The sequence below is a fragment of the Pseudoalteromonas sp. HL-AS2 genome (assembly GCF_031198805.1).
In the GTDB taxonomy this organism is placed as follows: domain Bacteria; phylum Pseudomonadota; class Gammaproteobacteria; order Enterobacterales; family Alteromonadaceae; genus Pseudoalteromonas; species Pseudoalteromonas nigrifaciens.
The window spans coordinates 127,889-146,996 of the sequence record NZ_CP133571.1; the positions used below are offsets into that span (position 1 = coordinate 127,889).

Consider the following 19,108-nt stretch of genomic DNA (forward strand, 5'->3'; position numbering starts at 1 on the left):
CTGCAGAAAAGTGAAATGTGGGTGAATAATGTACACAAGTCTCCCGCGTAGGTCGGGCGAGCGTAGCGACACCCGACACTCAAATCATAAAAACATCACCACTAGCCAATGAATGTGGTGCATTTGCACTGTGATTTTCCACCGCTGTGGGCACTTACGACATTCTACTGCGTTGTCGCTACGAAGTAGCGCGCCGACCCCAAATTGTAGAAAGCCCGAATTTAACGATTCGGGCTTTTTTACGTCTGCAGAAAAGTGAAATGGCTTTATGAAGAAAGTTGCTTTGCGAGTATGTTTGTTGTGTTTCTAAACTGTTGTTCTAATTGCTTTTTGCCGCTGAGATTTAAATTTTTAATAAGTTGCTCATCGGTATGGTGTTGTAAAACTGTTTGAATTAAAAGTTGCTGCTGATTGGCTGCTATCCTAGTAATTATAACAGGATTTTGGCTAATTAAACGCCAGAGAGTGGGGGAAATAGTAAAGCGGTTACTGCTGAGTTGCTGTGTAAATAACCTTAACGTATCAGAAGCTATTACCTCATCATTAAATGAGCGCAGTAATGTGCTAACCAGTTGCCATTCTAATGACTTAAAGTGGCTTAATAGGCCATAAAACAGCTCGTATTGAAACTGTTTAATCAGTGACTGTAAACTTTGTTGTGATGCATTAAGAGATTTAACAACTAAAGTTGCGTGCTCAGCAGTGCTTTTGTCGCGTTGGTAACCTAATTTAACAGCATTAAAGCCTAGGCTTTGCCAAAATTTTAGCAATTGTGCAGTGGCACCAAAACTAGCACCAAACCAAGTACATTGTTCTTTTACTTGTGACTCGCTATAGCTCAGTAATGCTTTTCCTAGGCCACAATTATGTGAGCTTGGATCAATTGCAATACGGACAACTCGCGCACTTAAATGAGTTAAAAAATCACTGTTAAAGCTCAGTTGTGCAAGTGTTTGCGCCATTAAATGCCCTTGTGGGCGGCGCTCACCACTTATAACTTGCTTAGTAAGTTCTTCACTTAAACCGCCTTCTATCGCGATTAAGCATACACCCACTAATTGCTTGTCTATTTTGCTGATAAATATGCGTTGCGATGGCGCATCTAACAACTGGCGTAAATCATTCACACTACTTTGATAATGAGCAAGTGCAAGTAAAGCAACGACTTGGCACAATAGTGCTTCATCAGTTACGAGTTGTTGCTGAGTTACTTCACTATGCTTAGGAATCTGCGATTTATTGCTATTAGTCTCTTGATACTGTGCATCAAGTGCTAATAAACTACGAATATGCTGCTCAAGTGGATCTTGCTTAGCAAAGCGCAATGGCTCATCAAGAGTAATTACTTTAGAAGCTTTGTAGTGGTTTTTAATATATTGACTAAAGCGAATTGTATAGCCTCTACCATTGCCTTCATAACCTACTAAGGTGCTTGCAAATACAATACGAGGATAATGCGCTAACATGCTTAATAACATAGGCACTGGGATAGCAGCAGCTTCATCTACTAAGAGTACGTCACACTCGGGAAGCTCATTTAACAGAGCGTCTGGCGCAATATATTGCATGTTAGCAAGCTGTTTTTGTAATGGATCGTAATTAACATTTAGCTGTGCAGCTAAGTGTTTAAAGCTGCTGTGTGTTGCTCTAAATTGAGTGGCGCAAATAATTACATTTTTATCAGCTAATTTTGCGGCTGCTAGGCCTAATGCGGCTGACTTTCCTCGGCCTCTATCTGCATTGATCAGTAGCGGTCTATTGGCGCGACCATGAGCTACTTTTACTATTTGTGCTACGCAGTTTTTCTGCGGTTCAAAATCAATATTACTGTGCAGGACATAGTTATAATTATTATTGATGCAGCCAAATTCTTCACTGTAATGCAAGGCCGGTAAGCTTTTAATAATAGAGCTGAAACGCTGATTGAATAAACTATATTGATTGCTGTGGCCATGAGACTGGACACTTTTTAATGCGGGATCTTGCCAGTTATTTAGGTTACCCAGCTCAGGAAGTAATACAAACAATACTCCGCCAGCTCTAACTGTACCAGCAATTGCGGCCAACTTATCGGGGTATAAGCCACTAAAGCCATCGTAAATGGCGTGGGTAAATTCTTGTCCTAATATTTGGTGAATGTGTGCAGGCCATTGAGCATTTTTAAGTGCACAATGTTTAGATAGAGTAAGTGTATTAGTATTTTGTACTAGTGAGTTTGTCAGCTCATAGCACCAATTATCATTGCCAGTAACAAGCACTAGCTGGCGGTGATGCGCGCCAGCTAATTGTTGTTCTAGTTGTATGAGTTGCTTTTTATATAGCTTGTAGTCTTGCATATGCCGTTACTAACCACTTACTACCTAAATCATCAAAGTTGACTTGTACGCGAGATTGCGCACCCGCACCTTCGTAATTAAGTACTGTACCAATACCAAATTTAGCATGCAGTACACGTTGCCCCAAGTTAAAGCCGCTATCTTCAAATGCAGCGTGACTAACTGATGCGCTAAAACGCCCTGCAGCGGGTGGTCGAGATACTTGGGTTTTAATACGAATTTCTTCAACACAGTCCTCGGGAATTTCCCGTAAAAAGCGCGATGGTGTATGGTATTTTTCTTGTCCGTATAAACGACGGCTTTCGGCATGGCTAATATATAGTTTATCCATAGCGCGGGTCATACCTACATAACAAAGGCGGCGTTCTTCTTCTAAACGGCCAGACTCTTCATTACTTTGTTGAGAAGGGAACATACCTTCCTCTACGCCAACCATAAACACTAACGGAAATTCTAAACCTTTAGCTGAGTGCAATGTCATCATTTGTACGGCGTCTTCGTGCTCTTCTGCTTGTCCTTCACCAGATTCAAGCGAGGTATGCGCTAAAAAGCCTTGTAGAGGAGAGCTATATTCTTCTTCCTCAGGCAATTCGTACTGATCGCAAGCGCTAATAAGTTCTTCTAAGTTTTCTACTCGGGCACGGCCTTTTTCACCTTTTTCGGCTTGGTACATTGCCATTAACCCAGAAGTTTGAATAACGTACTTAGCTTGCTCATGTAGCGTTAGATCGCTAATTTTATCTTCAATATGCTCTACTAGTTCGACAAACTTACTCACTGCACCAGAAGCGCGGCCAGATAAATGTTGTTGCTCTACAATTGCTTTTGCTGCATACCAAAGTGGTAACGATTCGGCGCGTGCACAGTCGCGTATATGGCTTAGCGTTTTATCGCCAATACCACGAGCTGGAGTATTAATTACTCGTTCAAATGCAGCATCGTCTTGACGGTTACCTATTATGCGTAAGTACGACAGGGCGTCTTTAATTTCTTGGCGTTCGAAGAATCGCATGCCGCCATAAATACGATACTTTAGGCCTTCTTGTAGCATGGCTTCTTCGAGTACACGTGATTGCGCATTACTTCTATATAAAATAGCCGCATCTTGCAGCGCATTGCCGGCATTTAACCAACTACGCAGTTTACTACTTACAAAACGCGCTTCGTCTAGCTCGTTAAATGCGGCGTAAATAGAAATAGGTTCGCCCTCGTTACCGTCGGTCCATAAGCTTTTACCCATACGCTCTGAGTTATTTTGGATCAGGGCATTTGAGGCTTTTAATATAGTGGCGGTAGAGCGATAGTTTTGCTCAAGACGAATGGTCTCTGCGCTAAAGTCAGTTAAAAAACGTTTAATGTTTTCTATTTTTGCACCGCGCCAACCATAGATACTCTGATCGTCATCGCCAACAATCATAATACTATTGGAGTCGCCAGCAAGTAGTTTTAACCATGCGTATTGTATGGTGTTGGTGTCTTGAAACTCGTCTACTAACATGTGTGCAAAGCGCTGTTGATAATGGCGCAGTAGTGTAGGGTTATTTTTGAGTACTTCGTAGCTGCGCAGTAGTATTTCGGCAAAATCGACTAAGCCTGCTCTGTCGCATGCTTCTTGATACGCCGCGTACACGCGCAGCATCATTTGCTCGTTAATATCGTAGGCTTGAATATCTTTAGGGCGAAGTGCTTCATCTTTTTTAGCGCTTATGTACCAACCAAACTGTTTAGCGGGCCATTTTTTATCATCAATATTCATCGATTTTAATAAACGTTTGATCATACGTAGCTGATCGTCTGAGTCTAAAATTTGAAATGCTTCGGGTAATTTTGCTTCACGGTGGTGCGCGCGTAAAATACGGTGCGACAAACCATGGAAAGTACCAATCCACATACCACCAACCGGCGCTTTTAGCGTCTCTTCAACGCGAGTACGCATCTCTTTAGCTGCTTTATTAGTAAAGGTAACCGCAAAAATACTATACGCTGAGGCTTGCTCAACTTGCATTAGCCAAGCAATACGATGAACCAACACTCGTGTTTTACCAGACCCAGCACCTGCTAATACCAGCATGTTTTGTAGTGGGGCTGCAACGGCATCGCGTTGTTTGTCGTTTAAGCCATCGAGTAATTGTGAAACGTCCATCGTTACGCCTTTTTAATCAATAATGCGGGCAGTATAGCAGGTGTTTTTGTTAGGCTAAATAAAATACTGTTTTTATACACAGCTATTCATAAAATTATGTTCTAAACTAGTAGCTTGATAGCAAATCAAAAAAGAAAAAGGTTAAAAAGATATAATAAAAATTGCTAATTTGACCTCAATTTAGTAAAAATCACCACAGCGTTAAACTGATAAAAATACAACTATATGATTTGTAACATTTATTAAATTGGCATAGAGTGTGTAAGTAATTCTATAGCTAAAATATAAAAATTAAATAAACTACAGAGGTTAGTATGTCAGGACAAGGTTCAGGCGGTAACGTAATCGCAGCATTATGTAATATATTTTTCCCGGGGTTGGGGCAGCTAGTGCAAGGGCGTATTCTTGCCGCGCTTATATTCGCTATATTATTTTTTGGTGGTGCGGCATTATGGTTTTTAATTGTGCCAGGAATAATTGCCGCTATTGTATATGTTTGGGCAATTATTGATGCAGCACGTTATAGATCGTGACGTAATTAATATTAAAGCTTTATAAAATAGCGCCTTTTGGCGCTATTTTGCTTTTTAGCGTCTGCAGCTATTTACGTATATAATTGCGCAACTAACGATTTAAAAGCGATACGTATGGAATATCAATTTATTCGCGATCCAATTAGCGGATTACGCATTAAAATAAGTAGCGAGCATGCCATAATTGGCCGCTGGTTAAACGAAGAAATAGGCAAAGATAAAATAGCTATGGTGCAAGCGCTTATTGCATCGGTGAGTTCAAGCTTTGAGCCTTTAACGCTAAAGGGCCAAGAAATAGATTTAATTTTAACGAAAGACGAAGCTCTATTTGAAGCCCATGCTCTGCACCAAGACAGTGAAGATCTTATGGCTTATCAAGACGACGATTTAATGCTTGAAGAAAATGGCCTAAGCAGTGGTTGTGGTTTTGAAGATTTTATAGACCTAATAAACTCATGGCATGAGTTTACGACTTCAAGATAAACATAGTTAGCACGCTAATGAAAATATACAGCAATGCACAACAAGCATTTTATCTGTATTATTACACTAATGAAAATTTAGCTAATCAAAAACGACAGGAATTGATATGTCTGCCAATTTAAACAAACTAGTAGTGATGCTAGAAATGCAAAATGCCATGAATACCAAAGTACATGACCAATGGTTTAGCCAAGGGTTTGATTGGTACAGAGCCATTTGGGTTGAGTGTGCAGAAATGCTCGATCATTACGGTTGGAAATGGTGGAAAAAACAAACGCCTGATACCGAACAAGTTATTTTAGAGTTAGTGGATATTTTTCATTTTGGCTTGTCACTCAGAATTGACGGTATCACCAGCTACGAAAAAATAGCTAAACAGCTTGAGCTAGAATTAAGCACTGCCCATCAAGCCGATGACTTTAAGCAAACACTGGAAGTATTGGCGGCATCTGCTGTCGCAGATAAAACTTTTAATGCGGCTGCTTTTGCAGGTTGTATGGCACAAATAGGTATGAATATTGACGATTTATACCGAGGTTATGTAGGTAAAAATACCTTAAACTTCTTCCGCCAAGATCATGGCTATAAAGATGGCAGTTACATTAAAGTGTGGGATGGCCAAGAAGATAACGAGCATTTAGTAGAAGTTGTTAAAAGCCTTAATACCGAACATGCAGATTTTGCAAAATTAGTGTACGAAGGCTTAGAGGCACGATATCCAACAAAATAGTTTGCGCTAAAATAATTAAATTAGCTTGCGATAGTCGGTAACATTTAAGTAATCGGCTATATCGTTATGTGGTTGTTGGCTGTCTGGGTTAGCAACCGCAAGCAAGTGTTCAATACCGTATTGGCGTGCAGCGTTGAGTACAGGAACACTATCATCAACAAAAAGCGTACGGCTTTTGTTAAATCCTAAGTCACTTTGCACCTGTTGCCATAAGCTTTGCTGCTCTTTACTTACCCCATATTCATGAGTCGATACGACTCCATCTAAGTAGTTATCAATTGCAGTTTGCTCAAATTTAAGCATTACACACTCAGGGTGGGCGTTAGTAAGTAAAATTAACTCTTTACCTGCTTTTTTAAGTTCAGTTAAAAAGTACGGCACATCGTCGCGCACTTTTATTAAGTGCTTAGACTGTCGCTTTAGTTCCATAATAGGCAGGTTTAACTGTTGCTCCCAATAATCTGAGCAGTACCATTGTATTTTTCCGCTAACGGCTTGGTAGCGTTTTGAAATATCAGCTTGCGCTGCTTCAAAGCTAATATTTTTTGCTAATGCGTGCTGTTGTGGAATAACGTTAAGCCAAAAATGGCTATCGTAATGTAAATCGAGTAATGTTCCATCCATATCGAGTAAAACTGTATCGATTTTTGACCAATTTAGCATGGGCTTTTCCCTGTGAAAAGTTTATGATTAAGCACAACTGCCATGATAGCAAATTAACGCCAATGACACAGAAAAAGCACCCTATACCACCGCAAATCCTCAGTAATAAAGTTGTAGCTAAAAGTCGCTTATTTACCGTGGAATCTTTAGAACTTAAATTCTCTAATAACGAAAAACGTCAATATGAGCGAATTCGTGGCGGCGGGCGAGGTGCAGTAATGATTGTGCCGTTAACTAAAGATAACGAATTACTACTAGTGCGAGAATATTGCGCTGGTACTAACGACTATCAACTGGGTTTTCCTAAAGGGTTAATTGACCCAGGTGAAACACCAGAGCAAGCCGCTAATCGCGAACTTAAAGAAGAAGTTGGTTTTGGTGCAGATTACCTAAAACGATTAAAAGCGGTATCTATAGCGCCAAGTCATTTTAATACCACCATGCACATTATGGTCGCTAAACAATTGTATTCACAAACATTGCCCGGTGATGAGCCAGAGCCACTGGTCGTTGTTAAGTGGCCATTAACCGATTGGCGGTCATTATTAACACAAGACGATTTTACCGAAGCACGCAGTGTAGCTGCTTTATTATTATTAGATCAGTATTTAGCATCAGGAGTCATTGATGAATAAATTACTAGAGCCTTGTATATTATTGGCTGAGCGTGCTGGTGATGCCATTATGGCTATTTATAAAAATGGTGATATTGGCAAAGAGCAAAAGCTAGACAACACACCAGTTACTAAAGCTGATCTTGCTGCTAACGACGTACTTGTGGCTGGTTTAGAGGCATTAGCACCCAATATTCCTATTATGTCAGAAGAAACACCGATCCCAGCATTAGCCGATAGGCAGCATTGGCAACGTTATTGGTTACTTGATCCTATGGATGGTACCGGAGAATTTATTTTAGAAAGTGGCGACTTTGCGGTAAATATAGCACTCATTGAGAATAACCAACCTGTGCTGGGAGTTATTCATTGGCCTACAAAAGGGGTAACCTATTTTGCGAGCGCCGATAATGGGGCATTTAAGCGTAAAAATGGTAGCGATAAGCAAATATTTGTAGCCTCACCCGATAACTTAACGGTTGCAGTGAGCCGCCGCCAAAAAATTGAAGCAGTGAGCCAGTACCTTAACGCCCAATTTACTACCGTTGCTTTAGGGTCATGCTCTTTAAAGGCATGTATTGTAGCAGAAGGAAAGGCTGACTGTTTTTTAAGAATAGGCCCCACTGGTGAGTGGGATACGGGCGCATCACAAATTATAGTTGAGCAAGCTGGCGGCAGTATTACCGATGCAGAGTTTAACCCACTAACTTATAATCAGCGTGAAAGCACTGAAAATCCAGACTTCATTGTAATGGGGCACCCTGATTGGGAGTGGCAAAAAATGATTAACCCACATTAATGGGAATGCTTATAACACCACTTGCTTGCTTTTTGTTCACTTAAACAATAATAATAACTAAAGCCTTGCATTATATGTTTATTCCTATATAGTAGCGCTCTCTTCAAGGCAGGCTCGTAATTATTACGGATTTGTTTTAAAGAAATTACAGGCGCGGGATGGAGCAGTCTGGTAGCTCGTCGGGCTCATAACCCGAAGGTCGTCGGTTCAAATCCGGCTCCCGCAACCAATTTCCTTTAGAGGATTGAGGTTACTGTAAATGTTAGTTAGGGAAAAGCTTGTCGGTCTCAGCTCTTCATTAGCCAGCAAAGGTAGTCGTTTTAAATTCGGCTCCCGCAACCAATGTCCTTTAGAGGATTGAGGTTACTGTAAACTCTAGCTTAAGAGATAAAATAAAGTAGTCGATAGACTTAAAATATACAGGCGCGGGATGGAGCAGTCTGGTAGCTCGTCGGGCTCATAACCCGAAGGTCGTCGGTTCAAATCCGGCTCCCGCAACCAATTTCCTTTAGAGGATTGAGGTTACTGTAAATGTTAGTTAATGAAAAACTTGTCGGTCTCAGCTCTTCATTAGCCAGCAAAGGTAGTCGTTATAAATTAGGCTCCCGAAACCAATTTCTAATTGGAAGCTAAGTTGTAATGTAAGCAACTTTAAATAAGTATACAATTTCAGGCGCGGGATGGAGCAGTCTGGTAGCTCGTCGGGCTCATAACCCGAAGGTCGTCGGTTCAAATCCGGCTCCCGCAACCACTGAAATAAATAAGAATAAACAGACACTCTTAAAGAGTGTTTTTTTATGTCTGAAATTTAGTGAGTGACTCATAACCCGAAGGTCGTCGTCACTGCGTGATGCGTTCGCTCTTCATAAACCCTGGCTCCCGCAACCACTGAAATAAATAAGAATAAACAGACACTCTTAAAGAGTGTTTTTTTATGTCTGAAATTTAGTGAGTGACTCATAACCCGAAGGTCGTCGTCACTGCGTGATGCGTTCGCTCTTCATAAACCCTGGCTCCCGCAACCACTGAAATAAATAAGAATAAACAGACACTCTTAAAGAGTGTTTTTTTATGTCTGAAATTTAGTGAGTGACTCATAACCCGAAGGTCGTCGTCACTGCGTGATGCGTTCGCTCTTCATAAACCCTGGCTCCCGCAACCACTGAAATAAATAAGAATAAACAGACACTCTTAAAGAGTGTTTTTTTATGTCTAAAATTTAGTGAGTGACTCATAACCCGAAGGTCGTCGTCACTGCGTGATGCGTTCGCTCTTCATAAACTCTGGCTCCCGCAACCACTGAAATAAATAAGAATAAACAGACACTCTTAAAGAGTGTTTTTTTATGTCTAAAGTTTGGCGAATGACTTACAACCCAAAAGCCGTCGCTTTACTGTTTACCACGTTCAATTGGCTAATCAGGAAGGAGTAATAAACGGCTATAAAGGTTAATTTAACTCATAGGGTTTATAGACTAGTTTTGAATATAAAAGGAACTTAGTAGCTTAATTAGTGCTAAAAGTAGTTATTTTTTTAAACTTAGCGTAGCTTATGTAGCAATAACGTAAATATTTTAGCAAGAGTAGGCATGACAGAACTTTACCACTGGTTTGATTTAATAGGTGTTGCAGTATTTGCCATATCGGGCACCTTGGTAGCGTATGAAAAGAAGATGGATGGCTTTGGTGTTGTTGTACTTGCTACCGTAACCGCTATCGGCGGAGGAACTGTTCGCGATGTGATATTAAATGTTCCGGTATTTTGGCTGCACGACCAAAGTTATTTTGCTGCAATTTTAGCTGCAATATTACTAACAACGCGACTAATAAATAAGCAAAGAACCATACCCCACTATAACTTACAAATTGCCGATGCGTTTGGTTTAGCTTTTTTTGCCGTGATGGGCACACAAAAAGCATTGCTTGCCGGTATGCCAGATATGACAGCAGTGATTATGGGGGTTATTACTGGATGTTTTGGTGGCCTAATTCGTGATGTACTTGCCCGAGAGATCCCCATGCTGTTAAAGGGCGAGCTTTATGCAACCACCTGTATAGCAGGGGGAATAGTGTACACCTTGTGTATTAACTTTTCGCTTATCGTTGAAGTTGCGATGATTTTGAGTATGTTGATGACTCTATTACTGCGTTTTGCAGCCATAAAATGGGGTATTGTATTACACGTTTTTAAATATCCCGACTAAACTAAAGCTAAAGGGTATTTATTAGGATAGGGAATGTCGTTAGCTCGCATATATTCTCGTGCTCAGGTGGGCATAAATGCCCCCGAAGTGATTGTTGAGGTGCATTTAGGTAATGGTTTGCCTGCTTTTCATATTGTCGGTTTGCCCGAGGCTTCGGTTAAAGAATCTAAAGACAGAGTGCGTAGCGCACTTGAAAATTCTAAGTTTGGTTTTCCCGATCAACGTATTACTGTTAATTTAGCCCCTGCCGATTTACCAAAAGACGGTGGCCGATTCGATCTTGCTATTGCCGTAGGTATTTTAGTCGCCTCAGGGCAAATAGTGTGCTCTGACATTCATAAATATGAGTTTTATGGGGAGCTGGCACTTAACGGTGAGATACGTGGCGTAAATGCTATTTTGCCCTCGGTGCTTGCTGCTAAAGAGCAGGACCGTTGCTGTTTTTTACCACTGGCAAATGATAGCTTAGCCAGTTTAGTTAACGGGGTTAAACGCAAAGCCGTAAGCTCTATTGCAGAAGTGTGGGGCGATTTACTTAATCAGCAACCACTGCCGTTAAATATACAATACCCAGATTGTACGCAAGCTCCTGATTTTTTGCTTGATTTAAGTGATGTGAAAGGCCAGCCTGGGGCAAAGCGAGTACTCGAAATTGCCGCTGCAGGAGGCCATAACTTACTATTTTTAGGACCCCCTGGTACGGGTAAGTCAATGCTGGCTCAACGTATGGCAACCATTATGCCAACCATGTCAGATGATGAAGCAATTGCTACTGCGGCGCTTTATTCTATTATTGGCCAGTCGATTGATTTAACTAATTGGCGACAACGGCCATTTCGCAATCCTCACCATACCTGCTCTGCCGTTGCATTAGTCGGTGGCTCGTCAAACCCTAAACCGGGTGAAATTTCATTGGCGCATAATGGCGTGCTTTTTTTAGATGAGTTGCCAGAGTTCGAACGTAAAGTGCTCGATTCGCTGCGTGAACCTATGGAAACTGGTACGGTCACTATTTCGCGTGCGGCAAGGCAAATGGAGTTTCCGGCGCAGTTTCAGCTTATTACGGCGCTAAACCCCAGCCCTACAGGTTGCCATAATGATAAGCGGGCAACGCCTGATCAAGTAATGCGTTATTTGTCGCGTGTTTCGGGGCCGTTTATTGACCGTATTGACTTACAAATTGAATTACCAAGGCTAACGAGTGTTGAGTTACAAAGTAGCAAACCCGAAGAAACCAGTGCAGTAGTAAGAGCGCGAGTAGAGGCTGCTTATTATTTGCAGCTAAAACGCCAAGGTAAAGTGAATGCGCGGTTAAACAATAAAGAAATGAGTATACATTGTGATCTCGCTTCCACTGAGTTGCAGTTTTTAGCCAGAGCGAGTGAAAAACTGGCATTATCGCCACGCTCATACCATAGAATAATTAAAGTCGCGCGTACTATTAGTGATTTAAAAGGGGCGGAGCGTATTAGCTTAGATGAGCTAAAAGAAGCACTTAACTACCGCGCCTTTGAGCGCTTACTAGCGCAATTAACTAAGTACTAAATAGAGAGCATATAACCTTTACCGCGTACAGTAACAATGCGCTTTTGATCTTTTTCATCATTTAATTTTTTACGCAAACGGCCAATTAACACATCCACAGTACGATCGTTTGGGCTCCAATCAGGCTGGCCTATTTCTTCAGATATTTTTTCGCGAGAAGTTGCTTTACCTGCGTTACCAATTAAACAAATAAGTACTTTATGTTCCGCTTCGGTTAAGCGCGATTCAGCACCTGTAGCTGTAATTAGTGTGCGGTTGTCGGGGTGTAATTTAAAGTCGGCATATTCTATAAACTCTTCGCCGTTATCATCGTTTTTATCATTGTCTGAATTTAAGTGTGCAATGCGTTTATATAAAGCACGCATGCGCAGCTCTAGTTCAAGTAAGTCTACGGGTTTGCATATGTAGTCGTCTGCGCCTTGGGCAAGGCCAGCAATACGATCGGCCTGTGAATCACGGCTCGATAATAAAATTACGCCAATATCGGTAAGGGTATTTAGCTCTTTTGCAAGTTGTAAGCCGTCGCGCTTTGGTAAAACAATATCAATAATGGCTAATGAAAAAGCACCGCGCAAATTAACTCGCGACCTTATAGTGCTCAGTGCATCGGCGCCAGTAGGGTCAACTTCTATTGTAAACTCGGTATTTGTAAAATGATTTTGGATGCGTTTAACGAGTAATTCGTCGTCCTCAACCAATAAAACATGAATAGTCATAATACTTTATTGTTAATGCTTATAGTTTTCTATGGTAGCACCATTAAGTAAAGGCTGAGAAGGGCGTTTATTGTTTTTAAGTAAGCTAATGTTTCAAAAGTAGTTAATAAGTTTACAGTTTAGAAAATTTAGCACCTTTAGGGTTTTATTAAAGGTGCTATTTAGCCTGCTGTACTCAGAATAAATATCTTAATCTAAGTTTGCTTAATTATTAAAAATAATTTAGCGATTAGTCGTTAGGGTAAAGATAATCCCACCATTGTGGCTCATTTTTAAGTTTTTTATCAAAATAAGCTAACATGGTATTCCACCAATCAAAACGTTTGTCGCGGGCAATAATTTGATGGTTCGCACCTTTGTATTCTATTAACTCTACATCTTTATTAAGTAATTTAAGTGCAGTGTACATAGTTAAGCTTTCGCCAACGGGTACGTTAGTATCACTGTCACCATGAATGAGTAGCATAGGCGTGGTTACTTTATCGGCATTAAATACCGGGCTATGTTTACTATAAAGCTCGGGGTTATTCCACGGAAAGCTGTTTTTAGACGCTTCGCCAGAATATAAGTAGCCCCACCATCCTTCACCCCAGTAAGATGTGAGGTTAGAAATACCAGCATGAGAAATCGATGCGCTAAATAAGTCGGTTTTAGTTGCTAAATGCATAGTCATAAAGCCACCGTAAGAGGCACCTAAATTGCCTACCTTTTCGCTATCTACATAGTTGTATTTATTTAAAAATGCCTGCGTGCCTGCAATTATATCGTCGCTGGTGTAGTTGCCCCACGCATTAACGTGCTGCGCCGAAAACTTTTGCCCAAAGCCGGTAGCGCCTGTTGGCTGTATTACATAAACCACATACCCGTTTGCCGCCCATAAATTAAACGGATAACGTCCAGTAAAGCCTCGTGTCACTGGCGATGTGCCGCCATAGTAATAAACCAGCGCTGGGTGTTTTTTAGTTTTATCAAGGTTATTTGGGATATAAACACGCCCTGAAATTTCAACGCCATTTTTATTAGTGAAATTAAATTCTTCGAGAGTTGGAATTTGTGTATTTGCATAGCTAAGTGGCTTTGAATCCCAGACTATTTTAGCGGTGTTTTTACTTATATTAAATCGCTTTAATTGTTGTGGACTAGAAGCCGTGGTGCCACTGAGTAATATTTCAATGTTGCGCTCGTTTGAGTAGCTAAACTGCTCAACAATATCTAAACCGGTATTTAATTTTTTAAAGTGCTGCTTACTTAAATCAAATAGGTAGAGCGGTTGGGTGTCGTGCTCAGTAACCTTTAGCAATGCGTCGCCATTGTTTAAAACACTCAGTCTTCCAATTGCTGGATCAAACTGTTTACTGAGTGCTTTAACGTTTTTTCCGCCGTCTGTAAGCAGGTAAAGTTGACCGTCGTAGTTATTCGCTAGCATTTCTTTTGGCAATGCTCTACCTGCCCCATTTTTAAAGTCGGGGCCCGCAACAACATACACGTCCTTATTGGCGTACTTGGCCTGATTAAAAGTTTTAAATTTACCCAAAGAAGTAAGCTTATTTGATTTTAAATCAAGCTCTACTAGTTCTGTTTCTGGGTGAGTTGACGCTTGCATAGCGACTACAGGGCGGCTCATTAATAGTTTACCGCGCTTATTGTTAAAGTCTTCAAAGCTATGCGAAAGTGGCCCTTGGCTAAGTGTTTTTATTAAACCACTTTGCGTATCAAGCATATAAACTTGGCTTACTGAACGTGCGTATGACCAGCGATCTTGTAACCCTTTATAATGCTTCGTGAGTTTGTCATTACCCTTGTCAGATGCAGGGTTAGACCAACTAAATATTACACTGTGCTCGTTATAAAAGGTAAAACCGCTAGCGCCTTCTAAGCGAGTAGAGAGGGTTTTTACTGATAAATTTTTACGGTTAAGTTGTTTTAATTCACCATTTAGTAAATACACTAAAAAGCGGTTATCTGGGCTCCAAATAAGGTTGCTTGGTTGTTCTGCCTCAAAGCGATACAGTGTTTGATTGTCGGTGTTTTTAAGTTCAGTTACATTGTTTGCTTGATTTAGTGTTTTATCATTAAAGCGGCGCGTTGTCGTAATATAGTGCTCTGAGTTTGGCGCTAATGATAAGCCGCTAATAGTGGGAGCATCAAATAATTGTTTTGCCGATAAACGCTTAGTTTGTGAAGTACTAAGGGTAATGTTATCGCTCGGTGTTTTTGGTGCAAAGTCGAGTATTACATCGTGCCAATTTGCAACTTGTTGCGCAACAATAATAGCAGTATGACTACCATTATTTAAGGCGAGTTTGTAGCTGCTGTTGTCTGCCTTTTGCAATTCGCCATTTATAAACAATTGCCCTTGTTCAATGCCTTTTAAGGTTAACGTACCTTGGCTAAAACGCGTGGTTTCTATATTAAACTTAAGTGCCTGTAAGCCGCCTAAAGTGAGTGCATTTATTTTATTAAATGGCTGCCAGCTGTGTTTTTTGTCAAACACCGAAAAGTTAGCTACGGGGAGTTGTAGCTGGGGTAATAAGTTACTAATTATGGTATCGCTTTGGGCCGTTTGAAAAGGCTTTAATTGCATGTTTTCAGCCAGTGGACCAATAAATTGAATTTTAGATTTATCAAGCGGTGCTGCAAACGCGGCAAAACTTAAGCTGCTAAGAGTAAAAAGGGCAAAGGAGTGTTTAAATAGTTTATTGCTATGACGCCAAAGTGCGTTAAGTTTCATTATTATACCTATTATTATTGAGTCTTTGGCCAAATATAGCATGTATTGTTATCATGCCCATATATTCAACTAAGCGGAGATCAAATGACATTACTGATAGTTTATATGGTCGTTGCCATTGTTATTTCATTTTTATGCTCAGTAATGGAAGCCGTGCTGTTAAGCATTTCACCTAGTTATGTTGCATTACTGCGTAAAAAGCAGCCTGTATTAGCTAAGCAGCTCGAAAAACTAAAAAATAATATTGATCAGCCATTAGCGGCTATTTTAACGCTTAATACGGTGGCGCATACCGCCGGAGCCGCTGGAGTTGGCGCGCAAGCAGCTATTGTATTTTCGGATGCAGCAGTAGGGGTTGCCTCTGCAGTGATGACTTTATTTGTGCTGGTGTTTTCTGAAATCATACCTAAAACGTTAGGGGCAAACTATTGGCGAGTACTTACCCCAAGTGTGACTTACGGTTTACGTTTTTTAGTTATATTGCTTAAACCTTTTGTATGGCTTGCACAAAAGCTGACAAATTTAATGGGACCAAAGCATGACCAAGCCTATTATATTCGCCAAGAAATAGAAGCCATGGCCGATATAGGCACTGAGTCGGGGGCGCTGCACCAAGATGAGTCTGAAATAATTCGTAACTTATTACATTTTAGACATGCCAAATTATGCGATTTGATGACCCCACGTACAGTTATTTTTAAAGTTCATAAAGACTTAACCGTAAACGAATACTTGAACCTGCATGGTTCGTCGTCGTTTTCTCGCATATTGGTGTTTGATAAAGACACTGACGATATTATCGGCTTTGTGCATAAAAACGATATTATGTTGGCATGTCATCGCTTAGGTAGCGATTACAAAATTAGTAAACTAGTAAAGCCAATCTATACGGTTCCTAGTTCGCAAAATGCGTCGTCGTTGTTACAAACCTTATTAACAGACCGCACGCATATTTGTTTAGTGGTTGATGAGTATGGCGACGTACAGGGTATTGTTACGCTTGAGGACATGATTGAAGCACTAATGGGTTTAGAAATTGTAGATGAGCGTGATCAGTCCACTAATATGCGTGCGGTTGCGAAGCAGCGTTGGCATAAACGTTTGGCAAATAGTAAAAACTTAGTCACTGAAGAGGATAAACACCCTAGAGGAGACAACTAAAGAGGTCTCCTTATTAGCTTGGGGGTTTATAGTTAATGGTATTTCCTGTCACTTTAATCCAATATTGTGCCCAGTCTATAAATTCACTCTTAGATTTAGGACGACTAAATAAAAATCCCTGTATTGCTAAGCGAGTTTTGTAATGCCTTAAATAGGCAAGCTCTTCGGGGCGCTCAACCCCTTCTGCTACTAGTTCTAAATGCTCTTGATTGGTAATGTCGATGAGGGAGCTTACAACAACTTGAGAAAACTGATCTGTTTCTATATTACTAATAAGTGTGCGGTCTATTTTTATTTCGGTAAAGGGCAAGTTTTTAAGCTGGCTCATGTTAGTAAAGCCAACGCCAAAATCGTCAAGCGATAAACCAAAACCATGCATTCTTAAGCGGTTTAATGTTTCTAATTGGCTTAGGCTTGAAAGCGCATGTTGTTCGGTTATCTCAATAATAATATCACTAGGTTTAAGCTGGTTAAGTTTTAATATAAGTAATAGCTTATTTGGGCAGCTAAGATCGTTTAACTGCATGGGAGATAAGTTAAATGCCAGTTTTAAATTTTGTCCTAGCTGTTCTTTTATATTTTCGAAATCACTGGTGGCTTTTTCAAAGAGCGCAAATGTAATTTCATTAATTAGATCATGTTGCTCAGCAAGGCTAATAAAACGAGCTGGTAAAATTATACTACCGTCGGTATTTGACACAATACGCGCTAATACTTCAGCACTTTTTATTTTACTGGTATTAATACATATTTTAGGTTGATAAAACGGCGTTATTTCGTCATTTTTTAATGCGTTAATAAGCTCTGTTTTTGAAATAGCAGGTTCTTTTATTAAAGTGTGGCTATTTAAATAGGCAACTTTATTTAACAAGGAGCCTACTTGAGTTAATTGTACGGGCTTAGAAATATTACCGATAAGGTGAGCATTATGCTGCTTGGCTAAGTTGGCAGCTAAACTAATTACCTTATGCTCCATTTCAGAAATAATAATAATGGCGCCTTGGTAATTTAGCTCTCCTAAATGGCGTATTAGCTCCATGCCATCCATTTCAGGCATGTTTAAATCGGTAAAAATGGCATCAAAATAGTTTATGTCACGTTTAACTTTTTCTAGCGCTTTTGTAGCACTTAGGCAAGTGGTTATGGTTTCTGACATATCTAACTCAGCGAGGATTGCTTCCATTACAATTAAAATAGCTTTTGAGTCATCAACGACCAGAATATTAGGCACTACTTTTTTCACTGTTATCCCTTTCAATGCATAGTGTGTATTACTATAAAAGTAGTAGATTCTCATGTGTTTGTCATTCTTTTAATGTGTATATTATCCGGCTAATAAAAAGTTGTTATTAATCATGCTCGCTCGTGTTTTTTAGCTGAGTCGGTATACTAGCGCTATTGTTTTAAACGGTTTTAATTATGATAAGAATAGAACTTAAGTTAGCCGATCAGCCTTTTACACTAATGGTTTCTGGGCAAAAAGTTGTGCAGATATTTCATAGTCAACAAGCGATTACTTTTGATAACCCCCGCGACAACTATTATCAATTTACTTTTGATAACAAACTAATAGGTATTGATAGCTCATTGGTAAATGAGCAGAGTATTTCGTTGTTTGTAAACGATGAGTTTGCTACGCAACTTGCTTTACCTGCAGCTACTGGTGGTGAAACTAAAAAAGGCTGGCTTGGATTGGCCGCCCTTGGTTTTAAGCTATTTAAAAGTGCCAAAGTAATTAAGGTAGTGTTAGCGGGAGCGTCAGTTGCCGGTTATGCCTGGTTATTCAGTATTGAGTTTGCACTTATGCTTATTGCTTGCTTAGTGGTGCATGAATACGGCCATGTGCGTGCCATGCAATATTTTGGCATTAAAACCAAAGGCATTTATTTAATTCCGTTTGTAGGCGGGCTTGCAGTAAGTGATGATAAAATTACCACGCGTTGGCAAGATGTAGTGATTTCTTTAATGGGCCCCGCGTTTGGGCTTATAACGTCAGTATTAAGTTTAGTGTTGTACTACGCTACCGAAATGGAAATATTTGCCGGTGTTGCTGTGCTTAGCGCTTTACTTAACTTATTTAATTTACTGCCTATTTTACCGCTTGATGGTGGCCATGTATTAAAAAGTATTAGCTTTTCTATGCGCTCATGGGTCGGTTTAAGTGTGTGTTTATTGGGAGTGCTGTTTGGTTTATGGCTAAGTTACACCTTTGGTTTAATGTTGTTGGTGTTCTTTTTGCTTATTGGTGCGCTGGAAATTGTATTTGAATGGCGCGGCAGGCACACTTCACATTTAATGCCACTTGATAAGTATGGCCAAGGTTTTTCAGCGGTGATGTATGCGCTGGTGGTTGCCGGGCATGTAGCCGTAATGATGCATTTTGCAGACTCAGAAAACCCCATTTTAAGCTTGCCAATGAAAATATTATCGAGCTAATCGTATTTAAAAGCA

15 protein-coding genes and 3 tRNA genes are annotated in these 19,108 nt (G+C 40.2%); 12 read left to right on the top strand and 6 right to left on the bottom strand.

The features are described from left to right. Positions 1–266: 266 nt before the first annotated feature. Both RB215_RS00600 and uvrD read right to left on the bottom strand, forming a co-directional pair. Positions 267–2,336 carry a GNAT family N-acetyltransferase gene (locus RB215_RS00600; protein WP_309216672.1) on the bottom strand — a complete coding sequence of 690 codons (2,070 nt, stop codon included), beginning with the start codon at positions 2,334–2,336 and terminating at the stop codon, positions 267–269. After that, positions 2,314–4,479 (bottom strand): DNA helicase II, encoded by a 2,166-nt coding sequence (uvrD, locus tag RB215_RS00605; protein ID WP_058372303.1) that lies wholly within the window; start codon positions 4,477–4,479, stop codon positions 2,314–2,316. The genes RB215_RS00600 and uvrD overlap by 23 nt, the downstream gene beginning before the upstream one ends. Positions 4,480–4,793: 314 nt before the next feature. Here uvrD and RB215_RS00610 point away from each other — a divergent pair, with 314 nt between their 5' ends. The 3 genes from RB215_RS00610 to RB215_RS00620 all read left to right on the top strand — a co-directional run bounded on the left by RB215_RS00610 (position 4,794) and on the right by RB215_RS00620 (position 6,225). After that, entirely contained in the window at positions 4,794–5,012 is a 219-nt protein-coding gene (locus RB215_RS00610) for a hypothetical protein (protein WP_011326845.1), read from the top strand. Between the two features lie 114 nt (positions 5,013–5,126). Further along, positions 5,127–5,495 carry a YacL family protein gene (locus RB215_RS00615; protein WP_011326846.1) on the top strand — a complete coding sequence of 123 codons (369 nt, stop codon included), beginning with the start codon at positions 5,127–5,129 and terminating at the stop codon, positions 5,493–5,495. Between the two features lie 106 nt (positions 5,496–5,601). Beyond that, positions 5,602–6,225 (top strand): dUTP diphosphatase, encoded by a 624-nt coding sequence (locus RB215_RS00620; protein WP_086994344.1) that lies wholly within the window; start codon positions 5,602–5,604, stop codon positions 6,223–6,225. Between the two features lie 15 nt (positions 6,226–6,240). On the opposite strand, the gene yrfG is transcribed toward RB215_RS00620, so the two are convergent. After that, positions 6,241–6,888: a GMP/IMP nucleotidase gene (gene yrfG, locus RB215_RS00625; RefSeq protein WP_011326848.1), complete on the bottom strand. Its 648-nt coding sequence runs from the start codon at positions 6,886–6,888 to the stop codon at positions 6,241–6,243. A 62-nt stretch (positions 6,889–6,950) separates the two neighbouring features. Between yrfG and nudE the strand changes: the two genes are divergently transcribed. The 7 genes from nudE (at position 6,951) to RB215_RS00660 (ending at position 12,049) form a co-directional block, all read left to right on the top strand. Next, entirely contained in the window at positions 6,951–7,523 is a 573-nt protein-coding gene (nudE, locus tag RB215_RS00630; protein WP_309217147.1) for an ADP compounds hydrolase NudE, read from the top strand. Continuing rightward, positions 7,516–8,301 carry a 3'(2'),5'-bisphosphate nucleotidase CysQ gene (cysQ, locus tag RB215_RS00635; protein ID WP_011326850.1) on the top strand — a complete coding sequence of 262 codons (786 nt, stop codon included), beginning with the start codon at positions 7,516–7,518 and terminating at the stop codon, positions 8,299–8,301. The genes nudE and cysQ overlap by 8 nt, the downstream gene beginning before the upstream one ends. A 152-nt stretch (positions 8,302–8,453) precedes the next feature. Next, positions 8,454–8,530 (top strand) — tRNA-Met (locus tag RB215_RS00640). Between the two features lie 195 nt (positions 8,531–8,725). Then, positions 8,726–8,802 (top strand) — tRNA-Met (locus RB215_RS00645). 173 nt (positions 8,803–8,975) lie between these two features. Next, positions 8,976–9,052, top strand: a tRNA-Met gene (locus RB215_RS00650). 837 nt (positions 9,053–9,889) lie between these two features. Beyond that, the gene (locus RB215_RS00655; protein WP_011326851.1) at positions 9,890–10,504 is read left to right on the top strand and encodes a trimeric intracellular cation channel family protein; all 615 of its coding nucleotides are present in this window, start codon (positions 9,890–9,892) and stop codon (positions 10,502–10,504) included. 33 nt (positions 10,505–10,537) lie between these two features. Continuing rightward, the gene (locus RB215_RS00660; protein WP_182684127.1) at positions 10,538–12,049 is read left to right on the top strand and encodes a YifB family Mg chelatase-like AAA ATPase; all 1,512 of its coding nucleotides are present in this window, start codon (positions 10,538–10,540) and stop codon (positions 12,047–12,049) included. Here RB215_RS00660 and RB215_RS00665 read toward each other — a convergent pair. Then, complete coding sequence (locus RB215_RS00665; RefSeq protein ID WP_011326853.1) at positions 12,046–12,765, bottom strand: response regulator transcription factor; 720 nt, start codon at positions 12,763–12,765, stop codon at positions 12,046–12,048. The two genes, RB215_RS00660 and RB215_RS00665, sit on opposite strands and share 4 nt — an antisense overlap. 229 nt (positions 12,766–12,994) lie before the next feature. Further along, positions 12,995–15,496, bottom strand: coding sequence for a prolyl oligopeptidase family serine peptidase (locus RB215_RS00670; protein WP_309216673.1), 2,502 nt, complete (start codon positions 15,494–15,496; stop codon positions 12,995–12,997). Positions 15,497–15,580: 84 nt separating this feature from the next. Between RB215_RS00670 and RB215_RS00675 the strand changes: the two genes are divergently transcribed. After that, complete coding sequence (locus RB215_RS00675; RefSeq protein ID WP_011326855.1) at positions 15,581–16,657, top strand: hemolysin family protein; 1,077 nt, start codon at positions 15,581–15,583, stop codon at positions 16,655–16,657. A 13-nt stretch (positions 16,658–16,670) separates the two neighbouring features. Here RB215_RS00675 and RB215_RS00680 read toward each other — a convergent pair whose 3' ends face one another. Then, positions 16,671–17,900, bottom strand: a complete 1,230-nt coding sequence (locus tag RB215_RS00680) for an EAL domain-containing protein (protein WP_041454312.1) — start codon at positions 17,898–17,900, stop codon at positions 16,671–16,673. Positions 17,901–18,076: 176 nt separating this feature from the next. Here RB215_RS00680 and RB215_RS00685 point away from each other — a divergent pair, with 176 nt between their 5' ends. Then, entirely contained in the window at positions 18,077–19,093 is a 1,017-nt protein-coding gene (locus RB215_RS00685; protein WP_309216674.1) for a site-2 protease family protein, read from the top strand. Positions 19,094–19,108 lie beyond the last annotated feature (15 nt).